Genomic DNA, 17,238 nt, shown 5'->3' with positions numbered 1-17,238 from the left:
TCGCGCCGACCCGGTCCTCACTTCATCCCCGTCGTGGCCATGCCCTCGATGAAGCGCTTCTGCATGAGCAGGAAGACGATCAGCAACGGCACGACGGTCATGGTGGCTGCCGCCATCTGCAGGTCGGTCCGGTTGAGGAAGCGACCCGCGAACTGGGCCAGACCCAGCGGCAGCGTGTACATGTCGGGGGTCGAGGCCACGAGCAGGGGCCAGAGGAACGACTCCCAGCTCATCACCAGCGTGAAGATCGTGAGCGCGGAGAGCGCCGGCTTGGCCAGAGGGAGCACGATGCTGACGAAGATCCGCAGCTCACCGGCGCCGTCCACCCGAGCGCTCTCGATCAGCTCGCTCGGGATCGACATCATGTACTGCCGCATCAAGAAGATGCCGAATGCGTCGACAAGGGTCGGCAGCACCATCCCGGCGTAGGTGTTGAGCAGGCTCAGGTCGCTGGCCAGCACGTAGAGCGGGATGACGCGGACCTGGAACGGGATCATTAACGTCGCCAGCACCACCACGAACAGTGCGTCGCGTCCCGGGAAGCTGAACTTCGCGAACGCATAGCCCGCCATCGAGCTGGTTAGCAGCACGCTGACCACGCTGATGGCGGCGATCACCACGCTGTTGAAGAAGTAGCGGACGAAGTCCGCGGTCTCGAAGACCGCGTGGTAGTTGTCCAGGTTCACCTGCTCGGGCAGGAGCGTGGGTGGGAAGGCGAGGATCTCGGGCAGTGTCTTGAACGAGGCGAGCACCATCCAGATCAGCGGTGTCAGCATGGTGAGGGCGCCGACGGTGAGCAAGAGGTATTTCGAGACATCGACGGTGCGAGTCGTGGCGTGCATCAGTACTCGAACCTCCGTTGCACCAGCCGGAACTGGATGAGGGTGACGATCATGATCAGGACGAAGAGCAGGAACGCGGCGGCCGATCCGTAACCCATCTCCAGCGGGCGAAAGGTCTGCTCGACGATGTAGATCACGACCGAGCGGGTGCTGCTCAGCGGTCCACCGGGGAGCTGCTGTGCCGAGCCGGTCATCACGTACACCTGGGTGAACAGCTGCAGGCCGTTGATGACACCGATGACTCCGGCGAGCATGATGCTCGGGTTGAGCAGCGGGAGCGTGACGTGGCGGAAGCGACGCCACGGCCCGGCCCCGTCGATGCGGGCTGCGTCGAGGATCTCTCGTGGGATGGCCTGCAACCCGGCCAGGAAGATCACCATGTAGAAGCCGAGGTCGCGCCACACGGTCATCAGCACGATGCCCTCGAGCGCCCAGTCCGGAGAGGCGAGCCAACCCGGGCCACTGATCCCGACCCAGCCAAGAGCGGTGTTGACCAGGCCGAACGACGGCTCGAGCAGGGCCCGCCACACGTACCCGACGGCAACGAGCGAGGTCACCACGGGCACGAAGTAGATCGTGCGGAACAGCCCACGAAGTCGCAGCCGAGCGTCGTTGAGGAGGACGGCGATGAACAGCGCCACCAAGATGGTGGGCAGCACGCTGAGGACGGTGAAGTAGAGCGTGACCACCACCGACTGGCGGAAGTCACCGTCGTCGACGAGCAGACGGCGGTAGTTGTCGAGCCCGACGAACTTCTTGGCACTGCCGAGCGGCCAGTGGTAGAGGCTGTACTGCAGGGCGCGCGCCATCGGGTAGAAGACGGTGAGTCCGAACAGGACGAGCGACGGAGCCAGGAAGACGAAGGCCCAGCGTGTCCGATGGCTGCGCAGGCTTCGGCTCGGCCTGGCCCTGCGCTCGCCTCGTTCGACGAGGGTCGTCACTCCAGGAGGCCCTTGGTGCGGTAAAGCTCCCGCTCGGCCTCGGCCCCCTTGTCGACCGCGTCCTCGACGGCGGTGCCGTTGAGAGTGATCTCGTCCCAGATCTCCTGCTGGATCGCGTAGGCGTCGTCCCATCCGCGGGAGTCGTAGGGGACGGCCTCGGCCAGCGCAGTGAAGCCGGCTGCGATGTTCGAGTCCCCCTGGAGCGACTCGTCATCGAGCAACGCAGTGCGCGACGGCAGCTCGCCGCCGCCCTCGATCCATACCCTCTGCGACTCCTCGCTGGTCAGGTGAGCAACCCACTCCCAGGCCGCGTCCTGGTCCTCGCAGTCCGCCGAGACGGCATAGGACCAGGACGTGCTCGCCACCGGGGCAGCAGCGTCGTCGGTCACCGGCGGGGCGACGTGGACGCTGAAGTTTAGGTCGGGGGCAGTGAGCTGGTAGACGCCGGTGAAGGTGAACTCCTTGAAGGTCATCCCAGCCTTGCCGAGACCGAACTTGCTCTGCTCGGCCAAGAACTCCGGATCGTCGACGGCGTTGTCGGTCACCAGGCTGGTGAGACGGTCCCACGCCTGGTATCCGGGCTCGGAGTCGTACTCGACGTCGCCGGTCTCGTCGGCGACCAGGCCCTCGGGGTAGGCGAGGGTCGGCGCGCTGTAGAACCACTGGTAGGGCGAGGCGGAGATGTCGATGCCGGCTTGGATCATCTTGTCGCCGGAGGTCTTCGTCAGCTTCTCGGCTGCGGCGACCAGGTCGTCCCAGGTCTCGAAGTCCTGGGACGGATCCAGGCCGGCCTCCTCGAAGAGGTCGTCGTTGTAGAAGAGCATCAGGGTCTGCACGTCGGTGGGCAGCGCGTAGTATTCGTCGTCGATGTTGAGCAGCTCGATTGAGGCGGGCGTGAACGACGACTCGATCTCCTCGGCACTCATGACCGATTCGGGCACCGGCGCCAGCTCGTCCCGATCGTGGAACTCGGCCAGGATGTTCGCGGGGAGCTGGAAGACACACGGCCCGGTGTCGGCCTCGAGGGCAGCACCCAGCTTTTGGAAGTACGACTCGTACGGGATGTTCTGCACGTCGATCGACGCGTCGTCGTAGCCGTCGGCGAAGTCCTGCACGATCTTGGCGCGTGCGTCGCTCTGGTGCTGCCAGTGACTGATGGTCACCCCGGAGCCGTCACCATCACCGCCGCCACCCTGCTGCTCAGTGGCGCTCTGCCCCGAACACCCGGTTGCGGCTATTCCGATCGCTAGGAACCCTGCTGCGACTGCACTCTTCTTCACCCTGCGGCTCACGGACACTCCTCCACCCATTGGTGATAGCGTCTGTGTCACAGATGACTGTGTCTGTGTTACAGACGATTACGGGGTGAACGTATGCATCTGCTGCCGGCCTGTCAAGGGTCGGGTCTAGCTCCCGAGCAACGAGGCGATCTCGTCGGCGGCCGCAATGAGGCGGGGCACGAACTCCTCGATCCGATCACGAGTCAGTCGCGAAGCCGGCCCGGCGATCGTCAGCGCAGCGACCACCTTGTCGCCAGGGCCGCTCACCGGGGCGGAGGCGCTGGTGAGGTCTGGGTCCAGGTCCTGCACCGACACGGCGTGCCCGGACCTGCGGATCGTCGAGGTGACCTCGCCCAGCCGGTCGGCGCGCTGCGCGCCGTCGGCGTCGAGGCCGAGGAGGTAGCGGTCGCGGAACGGTGCCGAAGCGTAGGCCAGCAGCACCAGGCCGGTCGCTGTCTCGTGCAGGGGAAGACGGCGTCCCGGGGCCTCGACCATGCGCACCGATCGACGACTCTCGGCCTTCTCGATGTAGATGACCGAGTCCTGGTCGAGGACCCCGAGCAGGACAGTCTCGCCAGTGACCTCGGCGAGGTCCTCCACCACCGGACGCGCAGCATCGCCGAGCTCGGAGCGCGCGCGGACCTGCTCGCCGAGCTCGAGCAGACCCCAACCCAAGCCGTACCGGTTCTGGGTGTCGCGTCGCACCAGACCGCGCAGCTCGTAGGTCGCAGCGATGTTGTAGGCCGCCGTCCGCGACAGCCCGGTATGAGTCACCAGCTCATTGAGCGTCAGGGGCCCGTCAGCGGCGCCCAGCGCATCGAGGACGTCGAGCGCGCGCAGCAGGGACTTGACCGGTCGGAGCCGGCGCCCGTCGTCGCTGACGACCACGTCGTCTGCGTCCACTGCCCCTCCCTCGCGCGCACTGGTCCTCCACACCACTGTGGTGACGCGACGATAGTGCCCCACCGCGACCTGCGCGACGATCCCGCGACCGTCCGTCCCCCCGCCACTACCGAGGAGTACTGATCCCGTGCCAGATCGCGACACCGCGCTGACCTCTGACGACAACCTCTATCTGCTGCACCCCCACTCCGTCGTCGGTCGACCGACTCCGCCGGTCGTGATCGACCGCGGGCAGGGTGCGCGGGTGTGGGACGTCGAAGGCACCGCCTACATCGACGGCACCTGCGGGCTCTGGCAGTGCGCCGTCGGCCATGGCCGCGCCGAGCTCGCCGCGGTGGCGGCGGAGCAGATGCAACGGCTGGAGTTCTACACCTCGTTCTGGGACTTCTCCAACGAACCGTCCATCCGCCTTGCGGCTCGGCTCGTCGAGCTCGCCCCAGCCGGGCTGGGCAAGGTCTTCTTCACCAACGGTGGCTCGGAAGGCACCGAGACGGCCATCAAGCTGGCCCGCCTGGCCCGGCACGCCACAGGCGAACCGGACCGGACTGTCGTCCTCAGCCGCACCGGTGCCTACCACGGGGTGAGCGGCACCGCCATGGCCGCCACCGGGATCGAACGGCTCAAGGACGGCTTCGGGCCCCAGGCCGTGGACTTCGTCCACCTGAGCACGCCCCACGGCCCCACGCACGGACCGGCAGCCACCGACAAGCTCCTTGTCGAGCTCGAGGAGGCCATCGAGACCATCGGCGCGCACCGGATCACCGCCATGATCGGAGAACCGGTCCTGGGAGTGGGCGGCTCGGTGCCTCCGCCCGAGGGCTACTGGCCGGGGGTCCAGGCCATCCTCCGGCGACACGGCATCCTGCTGATCCTCGATGAGACCATCACCGCCTTCGGTCGGACCGGACACTGGTTCGCCGCCGAGCGGTTCGGTGTCCAGCCCGACCTGATCATCACAGCCAAGGCGCTCTCGAGCGGCTACGTGCCGATGGGCGCGGTCCTGATCGGCGACCAGGTCATCGACATGCTCGACGGCACGACGTTCTTCCACGGGTTCACCTACAACGGGCACCCGGTCGGAGCAGCCGTCGCGCTCGCCAACCTCGACATCATCGAACGCGAAGGGCTCCTCCAGCGGGCCACTGTGCTCGGCGACCGTCTGCTCGACGGCCTCGTCCCGCTCGCCGACCTGCCGCACGTGCGTGAGGTCCGAGGTTGCGGGCTGATGATCGGCATCACCCTCGAGTCCAACGACGCACCGGACGTGGTGGCCAGGTGCCGCGCAGACGGGGTCATCGCCCGGGGGGCAGCCAACACGATCGTGCTCTCCCCTCCCTTGGTCATCACCGAGCCCGAGGTCGACACCGTGTGCGAGGTCATCAGCCGCCACGTCAGGAGGCTGGGATCGTGAAGGTCGTGATCGTGGGCGCCGGGCTCGCCGGCCTCAGCGCGGCCCGCGAGCTCCAGCGTGCCGGGGACGAGGTCGTCGTCCTCGAGGCCCGCGACCGGGTCGGCGGTCGCGTCGAAGGTGGCGTGCTCGCGGGCCACCCGATCGAGCTGGGTGGCACGTGGATCGGGGAGGGGCACAGCGAGATGTACGCCCTCGTCGACGAGCTGGGTCTGACCACCTTCCCCACCCACAACGAACCCGGCCGGCTCCTGGTCCAGCTCGGCCGCACCCGCGCCCTCGTCGAGGGCACCAAAGGAGCGGTGCCGCGACTCAACCCTGTCGCGTTGGCCGACCTCGCGCAGGGCATGGCCCGGTTCGACCGACTCGCCCGCAGCGTCGATCCGGCCCAGCCCTGGGCGCACCCCAAGGCGAAGCTCCTCGACGGGCAGACGTTCGAGACCTGGATTCGCCGCACCCTGCACACCCCTGGTGGACGCGCGTACTTCCGGGTGGCGACCGAAGCTCTCTTCTCGGCTGACGCCGCCGACCTGTCTCTCTTGCACGCACTCTTCTACGCAGTGAGCAACGTCGACCTCGAAACGCTGCTCGCCGTCGACCGCGGCGCGCAGAAGGACCGAGTCCGCGGCGGCTCGGTACAGGTCGCCGAGCGGATGGCTGCAGGGTTGGACGTGCGGTTGCACGCGGCTGTCGGGCTTGTGGAGCACGACCACCGAGGTGTGGCCGTGACGACCCGAGGCGGCGACGTGACCGCTGCCGATCGCGCCGTGATCGCTCTCCCGCCCACCCTGGCTGGGCGGCTGCGCTACGACCCCGTGCTCCCGGCCTGGCGTGACCAGCTCACCCAGAAGCTGCCGGCAGGCACCGTCGCCAAGACCTTCGCGGCCTACCCCACGCCGTTCTGGCGCGAGGACGGGCTCAACGGGCAGGTCGCTGGAGACGTGGGGCCGGTCAAGGTCACCTTCGACATCTCGCCCCCGGGCGGCGAGGTCGGGATCCTCCTCGGTTTCGTCGAAGGAGGCGACGCGCGACGCTGGCAGCGCCTCGACGAGGCCGAGCGGCGCCGGTCCGTCCTTGAGTGTCTCGTCGGCTACTTTGGCGACCGGGCAGCCACGCCCCTGGCGTACGTCGAGAAGGACTGGAGCGCGGAGGAGTTCACCCGCGGCTGCTACGGCGCCCACTTCGCCCCGGGAGTCTGGACGGGCTTCGGGGAGGCGCTGCGCCCACCGGTCGGCCATATCCACTGGGCCGGCGCCGAGTACGCCGTCGAGTGGAACGGGTACATGGAGGGCGCCGTGCGATCGGGCCGCGCGACGGCACTGGCACTCCGAGAGGGTGGGTCCGCCCACCCGCCAATGTGAGACGAGCAGCTGCGGCAGAGGTGCCGTTGCGCAAAGGGCTTGAGGCCGAGCCGAGCTCAACTCGACTCGCGTCGGACCGGGCCGTGGCTGAGTCCCGGTGACGTGATCCCGATTCCGGGAAGGTCGACTGGTGCGACGATCGGTTGAACCTGTCCCTTCGGGCGCAATGGAAGCGAGGCGACAGTAACGCGAGCCCGTCCGACTGCCCGACCATCCAGCATGGGGAGTGTGCAAAGTTACGCTGAAACTTCATGCCATGACGTCACCCGCGAACACGCCGTAAGGGATGTGCATACCCGACAAACTCCTCGGCGTGCGCAAGGAGCGCTGACAGCTACGGAGCCTACTGAGGGCAGGCGTGATCTAGCTCAAGCATTCGCACATGTCGAGATGCGGGTCAGAGGATGCGGCCCTCTTGGTCGTCAACTGTTGAAACTGCGCGCGATGCCCGTTGTCGTTGGCTGCCAGTAGGGTGCTGGAACCACGTGGGGTGGGCCGGCCGTGAGCACGGCGGCATGAGGGACGGTGGGGACAGGGATGATCGACAACTCGTCGTTGGAGCGCTTTGCTGAGCGCGCTACCGAGCTGCTCGTGCGTCTGGGGCAGGAACCGGACCCAGCCTTGGCCAGGGCGTACGACGAGCTGCTCTTCAAGGATCTCTACGACGTCATCCGCAGGCGTGGCGTCTCGTTGGCCATGCGAGCATCCGAATCGACGGTGGGTGGTGTTTGGCTGCCTCGGGTCCAGCCGGGCGACTTGGACGCGGTGGCCCTCGACGCGACCGTCGGTGCGCTCGAGCGGGCCCGCCGGACTGCGGACCGGTTCGACCCCTCGCGAGGAGACGGCGCCAGCTGGGCCCTCGGCGCGGCCGGCTTCGCCTACATCGACGCCGTGCGGGACTTCTATCTCACCCGTCGCAAGGGCGAGGCGGTGACGACCGAGCCGGCCGAGCTCGGCGAGATCGCGGACGCGGCTGTCTCGACAGCCTCTCCCGAGCGGATCGCGGAAACGCGCGCTGCTCTGGTCGATGCTCTCGGGCGACTCACCAGCGACGAGCGCTACGTCATTTTGGCGCAGGCGCAGTACGGCATGTCCTACTCGGAGATCGCGACCTACCGCTTCGGAAGCCCTCTCGAAACGAAGAAGGTCGACCGCCTCCTGCAGAGTGCGAGGCGCAAGCTCGCCGATGCCGAGCGTGCGTGGAACGCCGAGCCATGAGTCCTGCCGCATCGCCGGCGGATTCCACACCTAGGTGGTCCACCCGCGAAGAGCTCGAGGACACCGTCGTCGCCTACCAGCCACACTGGTGGCGCACCGACGCCGACGCCCTCGCGGTGATCAACGACCGGGTACGACACCCGGGCCTGCGCGATCGGATAGTCGCGACGTCGGACTTGGGCCAGATCGTCACCACCGCGGCGGTGTACCGGCCCGCCTCTCCCGGCGCCCCGGCGGGTCGACCGTTCCTCGACGAGCGACTCGCTGTGCATGAGCAGATCATCGACGACTGCGTCCCCACTTTTTCAGCGACCCCGGCATCGGCGCCGGCTCGGACGCCTGCCGCCTACTTCACGATTGGATGTCCCGGGTCGGGCAAGACTTCAGTGCTGCGTCGCATCGTCGACGTGCACCGCTTCCAGGAAGCCCAGAAGGTTGAGGAGACTCAGGAGGCGGCATCGGTTGGGCCGACGCAACCTGCCCCGTGCTCGATCATCGACGCAGACCGGGTGCGGCAGAAGCTGCCGGAGTACGCCGACGGACTCGGCGCCTTCGTGGTGGAGGAGGAGTGCTTCGCATTGACCTACGGGCGGGTGTTCGAGGCCGCCCTCGCCCGGCGCGCAGACGTCATCTACGACACCATCGGTCGCCTCGCCTCCATCCGAGACAACATCGAGCTGCTCCATGCGGACGGGTTCGAGATCCACGTCCTCCAGGCACGAGCCGGCCTCGATGACTGCCGCGACCGTACGGAACGACGTGCGCTCGAAGTCGACGGCAGACTCGTGCCGCCCGCGATGCTCGAACGTGCCGCGAGCGATGCAGCTGAAGCCCTCGCAGCGCTCCGTCGCGAAAGATTCCCTCTCGCTAGCTGGGCCATCGTCGACACCTCCGACATGACCTCGCCAGCTCTCATCGAAGGAACCGAACCATGGTCGATGGTCCTGTGATGTCCACTGTCCGCTGGAGCCAGCTGGGCGGGTCGAGTTGCGCGCCGATGCAACCAAGACGAGTCCCACCGCGCAGCCGTGCGCATGGCCGTCCGTCTTGTTGTCGGCGAGCTGGTTTTCGTCGTTCCATTCACGGGAACGGTCTAGGCGTGCCAGCATTGAGCCTTCGCTCACATGGTGTAACACCATTGCTTGACGCATACTCGAAGACGTGGGAGATCGCGTGAACAGCAAGAAGCAGCCCCAAACCGTAGGTGCGGTCGAGGCTCAGCCCGCCCTGCGCGACGCTGTCGCGAACGCCTCGTACGACTACAACGACGCGCTGATGGCCTATGAGGACGCACTCGCCAGCCGCGACACAGCGAAGCGCTCCCATGCCGAGACCGCGCTTCACGAGGCTGCCCGCCGGCTGTCGTCGGCGCAGAGCGCTCTAGTTGCTGCGCGCAACATCCCGCCAGTGGCAGTGAGCTTCGCGGACCTTCTTAACGACCCCACGCAGCAGCTGGATGCGACCGGCGATGTGATGCGCAGCGTCCTTGCCTACCGCACGGCCGCTCCGGCGACCGCGTCGGCGAGCCCCACTTGGATGGACCACGCGCCGCACGAGACGCGCGCAGCGACCTACGTGCACGAGCGGATCACAGCTTCAACGATCGTTGCCACGGCTTCCTGAGGAAGCGCGGCACAAAGGACGTCCGTATCTGCGGGTAATGAACGTCGGCGGCCACGCACGCCCCCACGTGCCAGTGGTCGCTGGTCGGCTCCTGAGGTGCTCCTCGGCCCTCCGCGCGGTTTCTGGAAACTTTTCCTGCTCAGCACGGGAGATTCCCGCATCGGGTGCCTACATGAGGTGAAGGCACTCGAGCGAAGGAGACCGTCATGGCTAAGCCTGACAACCACGTAGACCTGGTGATCGTTGTCTCGGGCGCCCCCGAGGCGGTGCGGATCAACCGGCACCAGACCCTCGAGCACGCAGTGCGGGAAGCTCTGCGCGAGTCCGGCAACAAAGGCCAGCGCCCTGAAGACTGGGAGCTGCGCAACGAAGCCGGGCAACTCCTTGGCCTCGGCATGCGCCCGGACGAGGCCGGTCTGTTCGATGGACACACGCTGTTCCTGAGCCCCAAGGCGGGCGCTGGTGGCTGACGTACTCATAGCGGATCCGCAGGCGGGGACCGCGCCACAGAACCGTGGTCCCCGCCTGGTCCCCACCGCGGTCAACCGGGCGAAGTTCGACGAGCAGATCGCTCGGTGGAGGGCCAACGCCGACGTGTACGCCCGTCGTGGGTGGCTGCTGCTCTCGGTGGGCGACCTCTGCGTCGAGGTTGGCTTCCTTCGAGACGTTGCCATGGGTCCACGCACGATTCCGGTCATGACGGCATGCGTACGCATCGACTACTGGAACTTCGACCTGTGGGCCCCGTCCCTCACGTTCATCGACCCCATTACCCGAGAGCCCCTCGGCGGCCCGCCGCCCGTGCGAGCTCCGAGTCGGATGGACTCCGGCGAGGTCCGTGACGCTCTCATCGATCAGCACCCCGAGACACTGCAGCCCTTCTTGTGCCTGCCCGGCATCCGCGAGTACCACAGCCACCCTCAGCACAGCGGCGACGACTGGCTGCTGCACCGGCACTTGGACGCCGGAGACCTCGTCGTCATCTGTGAGCGCATCTGGCAGCGCATGTCGCGCAACGTCCTCGGCATGTCGGTAGCCATCCAGTCCCTCGCCCCGGGCAGCAGCGCGGGCATCGCCAACCAGCTCGACATGAACCTCTTGCAGGGCGATGCCGACTTGGCGCAGCGACAGCTGGCGGCCCAAGAGGCGCAGGAGGCTGCCGTCGCAGCTGCGATGGCGGCCGGCGCTGCACGCGCGGAGGCGCAGGGACCGGACGCAGACCACGACCGACCCGCTCCCTCCGCGCAGGCCGAAGAAGTTCGCAGCAGCGCAGACGTCATCGGCGAACCCGTCATCCAGCCCGTGATGGAAGAGGAGGCAGAGGTCCAGGGCAGTCCGCCTGACGTCGCCCGCGACGGCGCGGAACCTTCCTTGGTACCTGCGGCACGAAGAAAGAGCAACGGTGGACCTGACCTCACATCGTGAGCTCGTGGTCCCCGACTCGGTCCTTGCTCCCACCCTTGAGTTCCTTCAGGAACGGGGCCAGTTGGGGCACGAAGGGTTCGTCGTGTGGGGCGGCAAGGTAGTTGACGAGGACACGCTTCACTTCACCAGCTGCTACGTCCCTCAACAGACCGCCCATAAGACAGCGAATGGTCTGCTGGTCGTCGTGGACGGCGTGGCACTGTTCCGGATGAACCGTGCGTTCTACGAACGCGGAGAAATCGCTGCGGGCCAGGTGCACACCCACCCGACCGACGCTTACCACTCAAGCACCGATGACCACTTTCCCTTGGTGACGCTGTGTGGCGCATTGAGCCTCGTCGTCCCGGACTTCGCCCGGCACGGACGCGCAAGCATGGATCGGTGGGCGTGGTACCGGTTGCGTGAGCACGGTACGTGGGACCTGGCGGCAGATATCGGGTCCCGGATCCACATCGAACCAGAAGGAAGCTGACCGTGGCGCTACCCGCGTTCTTCTCCAGAGTCGCCGACTCTCTACGCCCGGTCGCCAACGTCGACCCCGACACGCTTGCAGACAAGCTCCACGACGTCCGACTTCACCTTGACGTCGTCTCGCAGGACGACGGCGCGAAAGGTGCGTTCCTCCTGGCATGCAACCTTGCCGCGCGGCTGTATCCGGTCATCGACCTGCGCCCTTCCCACGGGTCGTCGAGGGACGAGACCCTCACGCACCAGGCACGCGACCTGATCCGCGCCATCAACCCGGACGCAGACATCCTGCTGGCTACCCGCAACGGGGCCGCTTCACTCGGAGAGGCTGAAGATGAACCCGGGCACGACCACGAACCAGGACGGGACGGCAGTGACGACACCGGTCTGGCGGTGAGTCTGCGCCTCGGCGTCTCGTTCTCGAGGAACGCCGGTCACATTGGCACCACTCAACCGTCGGCGCAGGACCGGCTGGTCGAGGTCAGCGCACGAGGCTGGACGGTCGCGGTCGATCCGGCCGAAGGATGGGACCGGCTCGACGACGGCACCAGCGCGGAGCCCGGACATCCGCTCGCCTGGCTCGCGGCGGCCGCCTTCGGCATGTCTGAGGTGTTCCGCATTGTGTTCGCCGCCGAGCTCGGGGACCGAGGGCGAACAGGCCGACAAGCCGGGGGCATCGACCTGCTGACAGCGGCACCGGTCGACGTTGACGCCCCCGCATCCAGTCCTTTCGGCGAGGCAGCCGACACCACAGCCGTCGCGACATCCGAGGCCCCTAGTTCTGCCGATGAGGGTCCAGTTCCGATCGCTGAGGCCGAACCGGTCGACCTCGGCGAGTTCTTCCTCGTTGGCGGGGGTGCGATCGGTCAAGCTGCTGCGTTGGCGTTGAGCGAGGTTGACGCTGTGGGCGTGATGCACGTGGTGGACCCCGAGACGGTCACGTTGTCGAATCTACAGCGCTACGTTCTGACCCGCGCCAAGGACGTCGGGGCGGTCAAGGTCGATCTGATGCAGGAGGCCGTCAAGAACAACGCGTTCGGTCTGGCGGGAGCAGCCTCGCGACTCGAGATCAAGCCTCTCCGAGGAAAGTGGGGGGACTCCGAGGAGCACCTCGATGCCCACCAGGTCCTCGTCGCCCTCGACACTGCGCGCGACCGGATCACCGTAGCGGCCACGGCCCCGCGCCACGCGTACAACGCGTGGACCCAAGTAGCTGATCTGGGCTGGTCTCGCCACGAGGAGTTCAGTGTGAAGCCTTGTCTGGCGTGCCTGTATTACCCCTCCCGCCCCCGCTCGCACGACCACGAGCTGATCGCCGAGGCCGTGAGACAGACACCCCTGCGTGTGCTTGCCTACCTGACCTACAACCTGCCCATCGGGTACCCGTTGCCGAGCGTTCCGGCGATCGCCGAATTACCTGCCCCTCCGGACGCCGTTCGTTGGACGCAGGTCGCGCTGATCGAGGACCTGCTCGACGACGGTGTGGTCGAACAGACGCAGCGCAACGAGTGGGCGGACAAGACGGTTGGCCTGTTGTATCGCGATGGCATCTGCGCGGGCGGGCTGCTCCCGGTCGGTGACCTGCCTGGAGAGGCACTCGTGCCGCTCGCCCATCAGTCCGCGCTGGCCGGCATCCTGCTGGCTGCCGAGCTCTACTGGTCTCGGTCGCCGTCACTCGCCGCTCGACGCGCCAGCCAGGTCGAGCATCGTTACGACGTCCTGCGGGGCTTCCCACAGGTATTCGGTCGTCCCCGGGAACGCACGCCGCACTGTCTGTGCGAGGACACGTTCTTCGCCGCGCATGCGGGCGCTGTCGAGGCGGATCACCCTTGAGTCAGCGCGCATACGGGTCTGCTGCTGCACGGTACTGACATCCTGATGCTGGCCAGGTGCCGGCGGTCAACCACGTCGCCGCCGATGCCAATATCCCGAGGGTGCACTGCCCCGCTCAAAGCGTCCCCATAGAGGTCGCCCGCCAACACGACTAGAGTTTGGCAACGAGCGAGCCGGCCCCGACGCTCAGCGGTCCTTAGCGCAGCGCGGACGCACCTCTTCCACGGACCTGCTGCTTTTCGCCGCCTGTCGGGGATAGCCGGGTCTCCCGCTGACGGTGTCCTCGGACATGTCGTCGCATGGACTTGCCACACGTAGCATTCGGTTAAGCCGGCAGCCTTCGTTCGGCCGATCTGGCGGACAATCGATAACTCGACTCGGGAACTCCTTGACCTCGGCGGACAGTAGAGAGTTGTGAGCACACAACACCGCGACCTCCGTCGGAGACTGCGAGAAGGTGACCGAGCCGCGTTCGACGCCGTGTACGCCGATCACGTCGACGGCGTGTTCACACTGGCGCACCGTCTGACGGGCAACTGGGCGACCGCAGAGGACGTCACCTCCGAGACGTTCCTCGCCGCATGGCGCACTCGCGCGCTGATCGCTGACGACGAGCGGCCCCTCCGCCCGTGGCTGTGGGGCATTGCGACGAACCAGGCGATGAACGCTCGACGCAGCCGCCGGCGACTGCTCACCCACCTGGCCCGACGCCCACGTGAGGAGTCTGTACCGGACCTCGCCGATGAAGTAGTGCAACGGCTCGACGACGCCGACGTGCTGGCACAGGCCGCGCGGGTGATCGGAACCTTGCGCCGCGCGGAGGCGGAGGTCATCGCGCTGTGCGTGTGGTCGGGCCTGACCTACGCCGAAGCCGCAGAGTCGCTCGGCGTGCCGATCGGCACCGTCCGATCCCGGTTGTCGCGCGCCCGCGCTCGCCTGCGCGAACTCGTGGCCGAGCCCGCCTCGCCAGCCAGCACACACGTCACCGCCGACCCCGAACAGACCGCCCGAGGAGCACGATCATGACCCAGGACCTCGACGAGCTCCGTCGTAGCCACCCCGCCCCCCACGCCATCACCCTGTCTCCTCTGCACCGCGCCCGCCTAGGGTCGCGGGTGGAGCAAGGGATCAGGCGATACGAGGCGCGGAGCCGGCTGGTGCGCGGGATTGCCGCACCGGCCACCGTGATTGCTTGCGCGACGGCCGTAGCCGCAGTCGCCGTGCTGGCCCTGACTGGTGATCCGTCCGCACCTCGACCCCAGGCGAACCGGGAGGTGGTCACGTCGGTCGCAGCGACCCAAGTGCTTGACGGGGCGGCGCGCCGGGCAATGACGGCACCGACGCTGGCCGTGCGCGAGGACCAGTTCGTCTACACGCGCAGCGCCACGATCACCAACGAGGGCAGGCTTGGGGAAGGCATCGCCCTCGGGCCGGTGCACGAGCGGGAGATCTGGCTCGGACAAGACCCAGGAGCCTTTGGCTGGCAGGACGACGTGATTCGGGAGTTCGGACAGGACTGGCCGCTGGAGCCGAGCGGTCCGTCACCTGCCGGCGCGCGACGTCCTACCTATGCTTGGCTCGCGCAGCTGCCGACGGACCCGGACGCGCTCCTCAATGTGCTGGACCGTGAAGCGGTGCCCGTCGAAGGCCAAGAACAAGAGCAGGCGACGTTCGACCTGATCGGGTCGTTGGTGTCGGAGCAGCTGATGCCCCCCGAAACGGCAGCGGCCCTATTCCGTGCCGTGACTCGCATCAATGGGATTCAGGTCGAGCGAGGCGTGACCGATGCGCTGGGGCGCCCAGGCATCGGCATCAGTCGCAGCGACGCACGATTTCGCACGCGCACCACGTGGATCTTTGACTCAAGCACCTACGAGCTGCGCGGCACACGGTGGTTCTTCACGCACGCCGACGGAACGCCGGACACCCTATTCGGCGCCACGGCAGTGCTGGACACCGCCGTGGTCGACACTGCCGGACAAGCCCCTGGCTCGCAGGCTTGACTTAAGGACGTCCGCACCTGACGACTGCGGCTCGGTATGGATCGGGCGCGCGTCGAGGCACACTCGCGGGAAACATGGTGACCGAGTGATCGACATCGTCGGCCGTGGTCCACGGGACCGTCCCCGGCAGGGATACGCCCTCACGGGCCGCCAGCCACTGCGATACCGAAGCGCGGGCTATCGGGCAAAGGCAACGTTTGTAGAAGGTTGTTGCTCCCACCCAAACCCTTGTTTATGATGTAAACGATCGCTGAAGACGACGGCGAGAAGGTGTTGACCAAGGAGCCTCCTCCGTGATCGGCATGTCCCAGTCCGTTCCGCTTCCCCCGAGCACCGCGATGTCAGACCAGCTGGTCGAAGACAACATCGACGTCGCCAGATCTGTGGCCGCGCGCTACCGCAATCGTGGCGTCGACCTCGACGACCTCCAGCAAGTGGCTTTGCTCGGTCTCGTCAAAGCCGCGCGACGCTTCGACGCTGATGCGGGATACGATTTTCTCTCGTACGCCGTCCCCACCATCAGAGGCGAGGTACGTCGCTACTTCCGCGACTCCGGTTGGATGGTGCGCCCCCCGCGGCGAGTGCAAGAACTGCAGGGGCGCATCGCCGTCGCAGACAACGAGCTGTGCCAGTTGCTCGGCCGTTCACCACGGCCAAGCGAGGTCGCCGAGCATCTCGATGCGCCGCTGGACGACGTGGTGGAAGCCCTGGCGGCCGACGGGTGCTACAGCCCGACCTCGCTCGACGCGCCAGTCGGTGACGGAACACTCCGGTTCGGCGACGTCCTCGACACGGACGACCGCGGCATTGAGCGTGCCGACGCACACGTCCTGCTCGAGCCCCTCGTGTCTAGGCTTTCGGATCGCGACCGGCGCGTTTTGTATCTCCGATACTACGAGGAACGCACCCAGCAGGAGATCGCCAACGCACTCGGCATCACCCAGGCACAAGTATCCCGCATTCTCTCCCGACTCATGATGAGCCTGCGAAACAGCATCCTCGATCCTCTCTCAGCCGCGTGAGCTGGTTCGGGCTCAGGCACGTGTGGACTGCGGTCAGGTCTGTGCGGGTAGTACCTGAAGTCCGGAAATTGAGGACCGGGTCGGAATTCCCGAGGCCGGGCACGCCGGCTTCACCGCTCGTGCCGTCGAAGGCAACAGCGCCTTCGGGCCGTCCTTGAGCGGGATCTTCTTCGGCGGGAACCACAGGTCGCACGGCCGCATCACCCGGCAGCCAGGTCAGCCGGTCCGAGGGGTCGACCGGTCGATGCTCAGGACGCAGCCGCCTGACGTGGTCGCGGAACCAGCTGATCGACCCGGTCCACCCGACCCGCTCTGCGATCACCGTCGCCGGCATGTCCGGCGTCGTCTTCAGCAACGCTCGCACCAGCGGCTCGAACGGTTCGAACGACGTCGGCACCGGCAGCCGCACGTACTTAGCCGGCCCGTCCGAGGCCACCGCCCGCTCCACCCGTCGACCGCCCGATGCCCAGATTCCGCGCGACCTGCCGCTGCGGAACATCATCCGCCACCGGCCGCCGGATCAAAGCCCAATCCTCCACAGAGATCACCCATCCAATCTGTCTGGGTGGCCTCGTTTTCGACCGTCGCTATGGCCTTGTTTTCAAGCGAGTCGACACCCAGGAAGCGATCAAATTTGGACGGACCTTGTCCGGCTCCCTGGCGTCGCACCTTGGCAGCCGTGGTCGGCTGAGGCGTAGGGAGCGGCCGAACGAGCCGGTCTCTGGTGAACGGTCGCGATAGTGGCCGTGTCGTCATTGGACGGCCCCGCCCGAGAAGTGGGTTCCCGGGGAGGCCTAGGCCAATCACCACCCCCGCGGTGAAAGACCATGGCCGTGTCGACGACGGGTGAAAACTGACCCTTGATCGACGGGTGAAAACGGACCCCCCTGCTCGATCCTGTAGAGGGTGAT

General features: G+C 67.0%; 17 protein-coding genes. 12 read left to right on the top strand and 5 right to left on the bottom strand.

Features of this window, described 5'->3' with window-relative positions; translation table 11 throughout:
- Window positions 1-17 precede the first annotated feature (17 nt).
- From EUA06_RS19430 to EUA06_RS19415, 4 genes are all read right to left on the bottom strand, one after another.
- A complete protein-coding gene (locus EUA06_RS19430) occupies window positions 18-842 on the bottom strand; it encodes a carbohydrate ABC transporter permease (RefSeq protein WP_129478888.1) in 825 nt (274 codons plus the stop codon).
- Entirely contained in the window at window positions 842-1,783 is a 942-nt protein-coding gene (locus EUA06_RS19425; RefSeq protein WP_165354456.1) for a carbohydrate ABC transporter permease, read from the bottom strand. Before EUA06_RS19425 ends, EUA06_RS19430 begins: the two co-directional genes overlap by 1 nt.
- Entirely contained in the window at window positions 1,780-2,946 is a 1,167-nt protein-coding gene (locus tag EUA06_RS19420) for an extracellular solute-binding protein (protein WP_165354455.1), read from the bottom strand. Before EUA06_RS19420 ends, EUA06_RS19425 begins: the two co-directional genes overlap by 4 nt.
- A 243-nt stretch (window positions 2,947-3,189) precedes the next feature.
- Window positions 3,190-3,966 (bottom strand): IclR family transcriptional regulator, encoded by a 777-nt coding sequence (locus EUA06_RS19415; RefSeq protein ID WP_165354454.1) that lies wholly within the window; start codon window positions 3,964-3,966, stop codon window positions 3,190-3,192.
- A gap of 127 nt (window positions 3,967-4,093) precedes the next feature.
- Here EUA06_RS19415 and EUA06_RS19410 point away from each other — a divergent pair, with 127 nt between their 5' ends.
- The 12 genes from EUA06_RS19410 to EUA06_RS19360 all read left to right on the top strand — a co-directional run bounded on the left by EUA06_RS19410 (window position 4,094) and on the right by EUA06_RS19360 (window position 16,327).
- Window positions 4,094-5,377, top strand: a complete 1,284-nt coding sequence (locus EUA06_RS19410) for an aminotransferase family protein (RefSeq protein ID WP_165354453.1) — start codon at window positions 4,094-4,096, stop codon at window positions 5,375-5,377.
- The gene (locus tag EUA06_RS19405; RefSeq protein WP_277985685.1) at window positions 5,374-6,735 is read left to right on the top strand and encodes a flavin monoamine oxidase family protein; all 1,362 of its coding nucleotides are present in this window, start codon (window positions 5,374-5,376) and stop codon (window positions 6,733-6,735) included. The genes EUA06_RS19410 and EUA06_RS19405 overlap by 4 nt, the downstream gene beginning before the upstream one ends.
- Window positions 6,736-7,272: 537 nt before the next feature.
- A complete protein-coding gene (locus EUA06_RS19400) occupies window positions 7,273-7,953 on the top strand; it encodes a sigma-70 family RNA polymerase sigma factor (RefSeq protein WP_129478880.1) in 681 nt (226 codons plus the stop codon).
- Entirely contained in the window at window positions 7,935-8,903 is a 969-nt protein-coding gene (locus EUA06_RS19395; protein ID WP_129478878.1) for a zeta toxin family protein, read from the top strand. Before EUA06_RS19400 ends, EUA06_RS19395 begins: the two co-directional genes overlap by 19 nt.
- Window positions 8,904-9,126: 223 nt before the next feature.
- On the top strand, window positions 9,127-9,576 hold the full coding sequence (locus tag EUA06_RS19390) for a hypothetical protein (RefSeq protein WP_129478876.1): 450 nt from the start codon (window positions 9,127-9,129) through the stop codon (window positions 9,574-9,576).
- Between the two features lie 206 nt (window positions 9,577-9,782).
- Entirely contained in the window at window positions 9,783-10,046 is a 264-nt protein-coding gene (locus EUA06_RS19385) for a DUF2604 domain-containing protein (protein ID WP_129478874.1), read from the top strand.
- Window positions 10,039-11,001: a putative metal-binding protein gene (locus EUA06_RS19380; protein ID WP_165354452.1), complete on the top strand. Its 963-nt coding sequence runs from the start codon at window positions 10,039-10,041 to the stop codon at window positions 10,999-11,001. Before EUA06_RS19385 ends, EUA06_RS19380 begins: the two co-directional genes overlap by 8 nt.
- Window positions 10,979-11,473, top strand: a complete 495-nt coding sequence (locus tag EUA06_RS19375) for an MPN domain-containing protein (protein ID WP_165354451.1) — start codon at window positions 10,979-10,981, stop codon at window positions 11,471-11,473. The genes EUA06_RS19380 and EUA06_RS19375 overlap by 23 nt, the downstream gene beginning before the upstream one ends.
- A gap of 2 nt (window positions 11,474-11,475) precedes the next feature.
- On the top strand, window positions 11,476-13,302 hold the full coding sequence (locus EUA06_RS19370; protein WP_129478868.1) for a ThiF family adenylyltransferase: 1,827 nt from the start codon (window positions 11,476-11,478) through the stop codon (window positions 13,300-13,302).
- A gap of 480 nt (window positions 13,303-13,782) precedes the next feature.
- Window positions 13,783-14,328: an RNA polymerase sigma factor gene (locus tag EUA06_RS22800; protein ID WP_207208448.1), complete on the top strand. Its 546-nt coding sequence runs from the start codon at window positions 13,783-13,785 to the stop codon at window positions 14,326-14,328.
- Window positions 14,325-15,305: a CU044_5270 family protein gene (locus EUA06_RS22795; RefSeq protein WP_207208447.1), complete on the top strand. Its 981-nt coding sequence runs from the start codon at window positions 14,325-14,327 to the stop codon at window positions 15,303-15,305. Before EUA06_RS22800 ends, EUA06_RS22795 begins: the two co-directional genes overlap by 4 nt.
- Window positions 15,306-15,607: 302 nt before the next feature.
- Entirely contained in the window at window positions 15,608-16,327 is a 720-nt protein-coding gene (locus EUA06_RS19360) for a SigB/SigF/SigG family RNA polymerase sigma factor (RefSeq protein ID WP_242498266.1), read from the top strand.
- On the opposite strand, the gene EUA06_RS22790 is transcribed toward EUA06_RS19360, so the two are convergent.
- On the bottom strand, window positions 16,278-16,763 hold the full coding sequence (locus EUA06_RS22790; protein ID WP_207208446.1) for a hypothetical protein: 486 nt from the start codon (window positions 16,761-16,763) through the stop codon (window positions 16,278-16,280). The genes EUA06_RS19360 and EUA06_RS22790 overlap by 50 nt on opposite strands.
- Window positions 16,764-17,238 lie beyond the last annotated feature (475 nt).

Source organism: Nocardioides glacieisoli (assembly GCF_004137245.1).
Lineage (GTDB): Bacteria > Actinomycetota > Actinomycetes > Propionibacteriales > Nocardioidaceae > Nocardioides > Nocardioides glacieisoli.
This window is presented reverse-complemented; position numbering and strand designations above follow the sequence as displayed.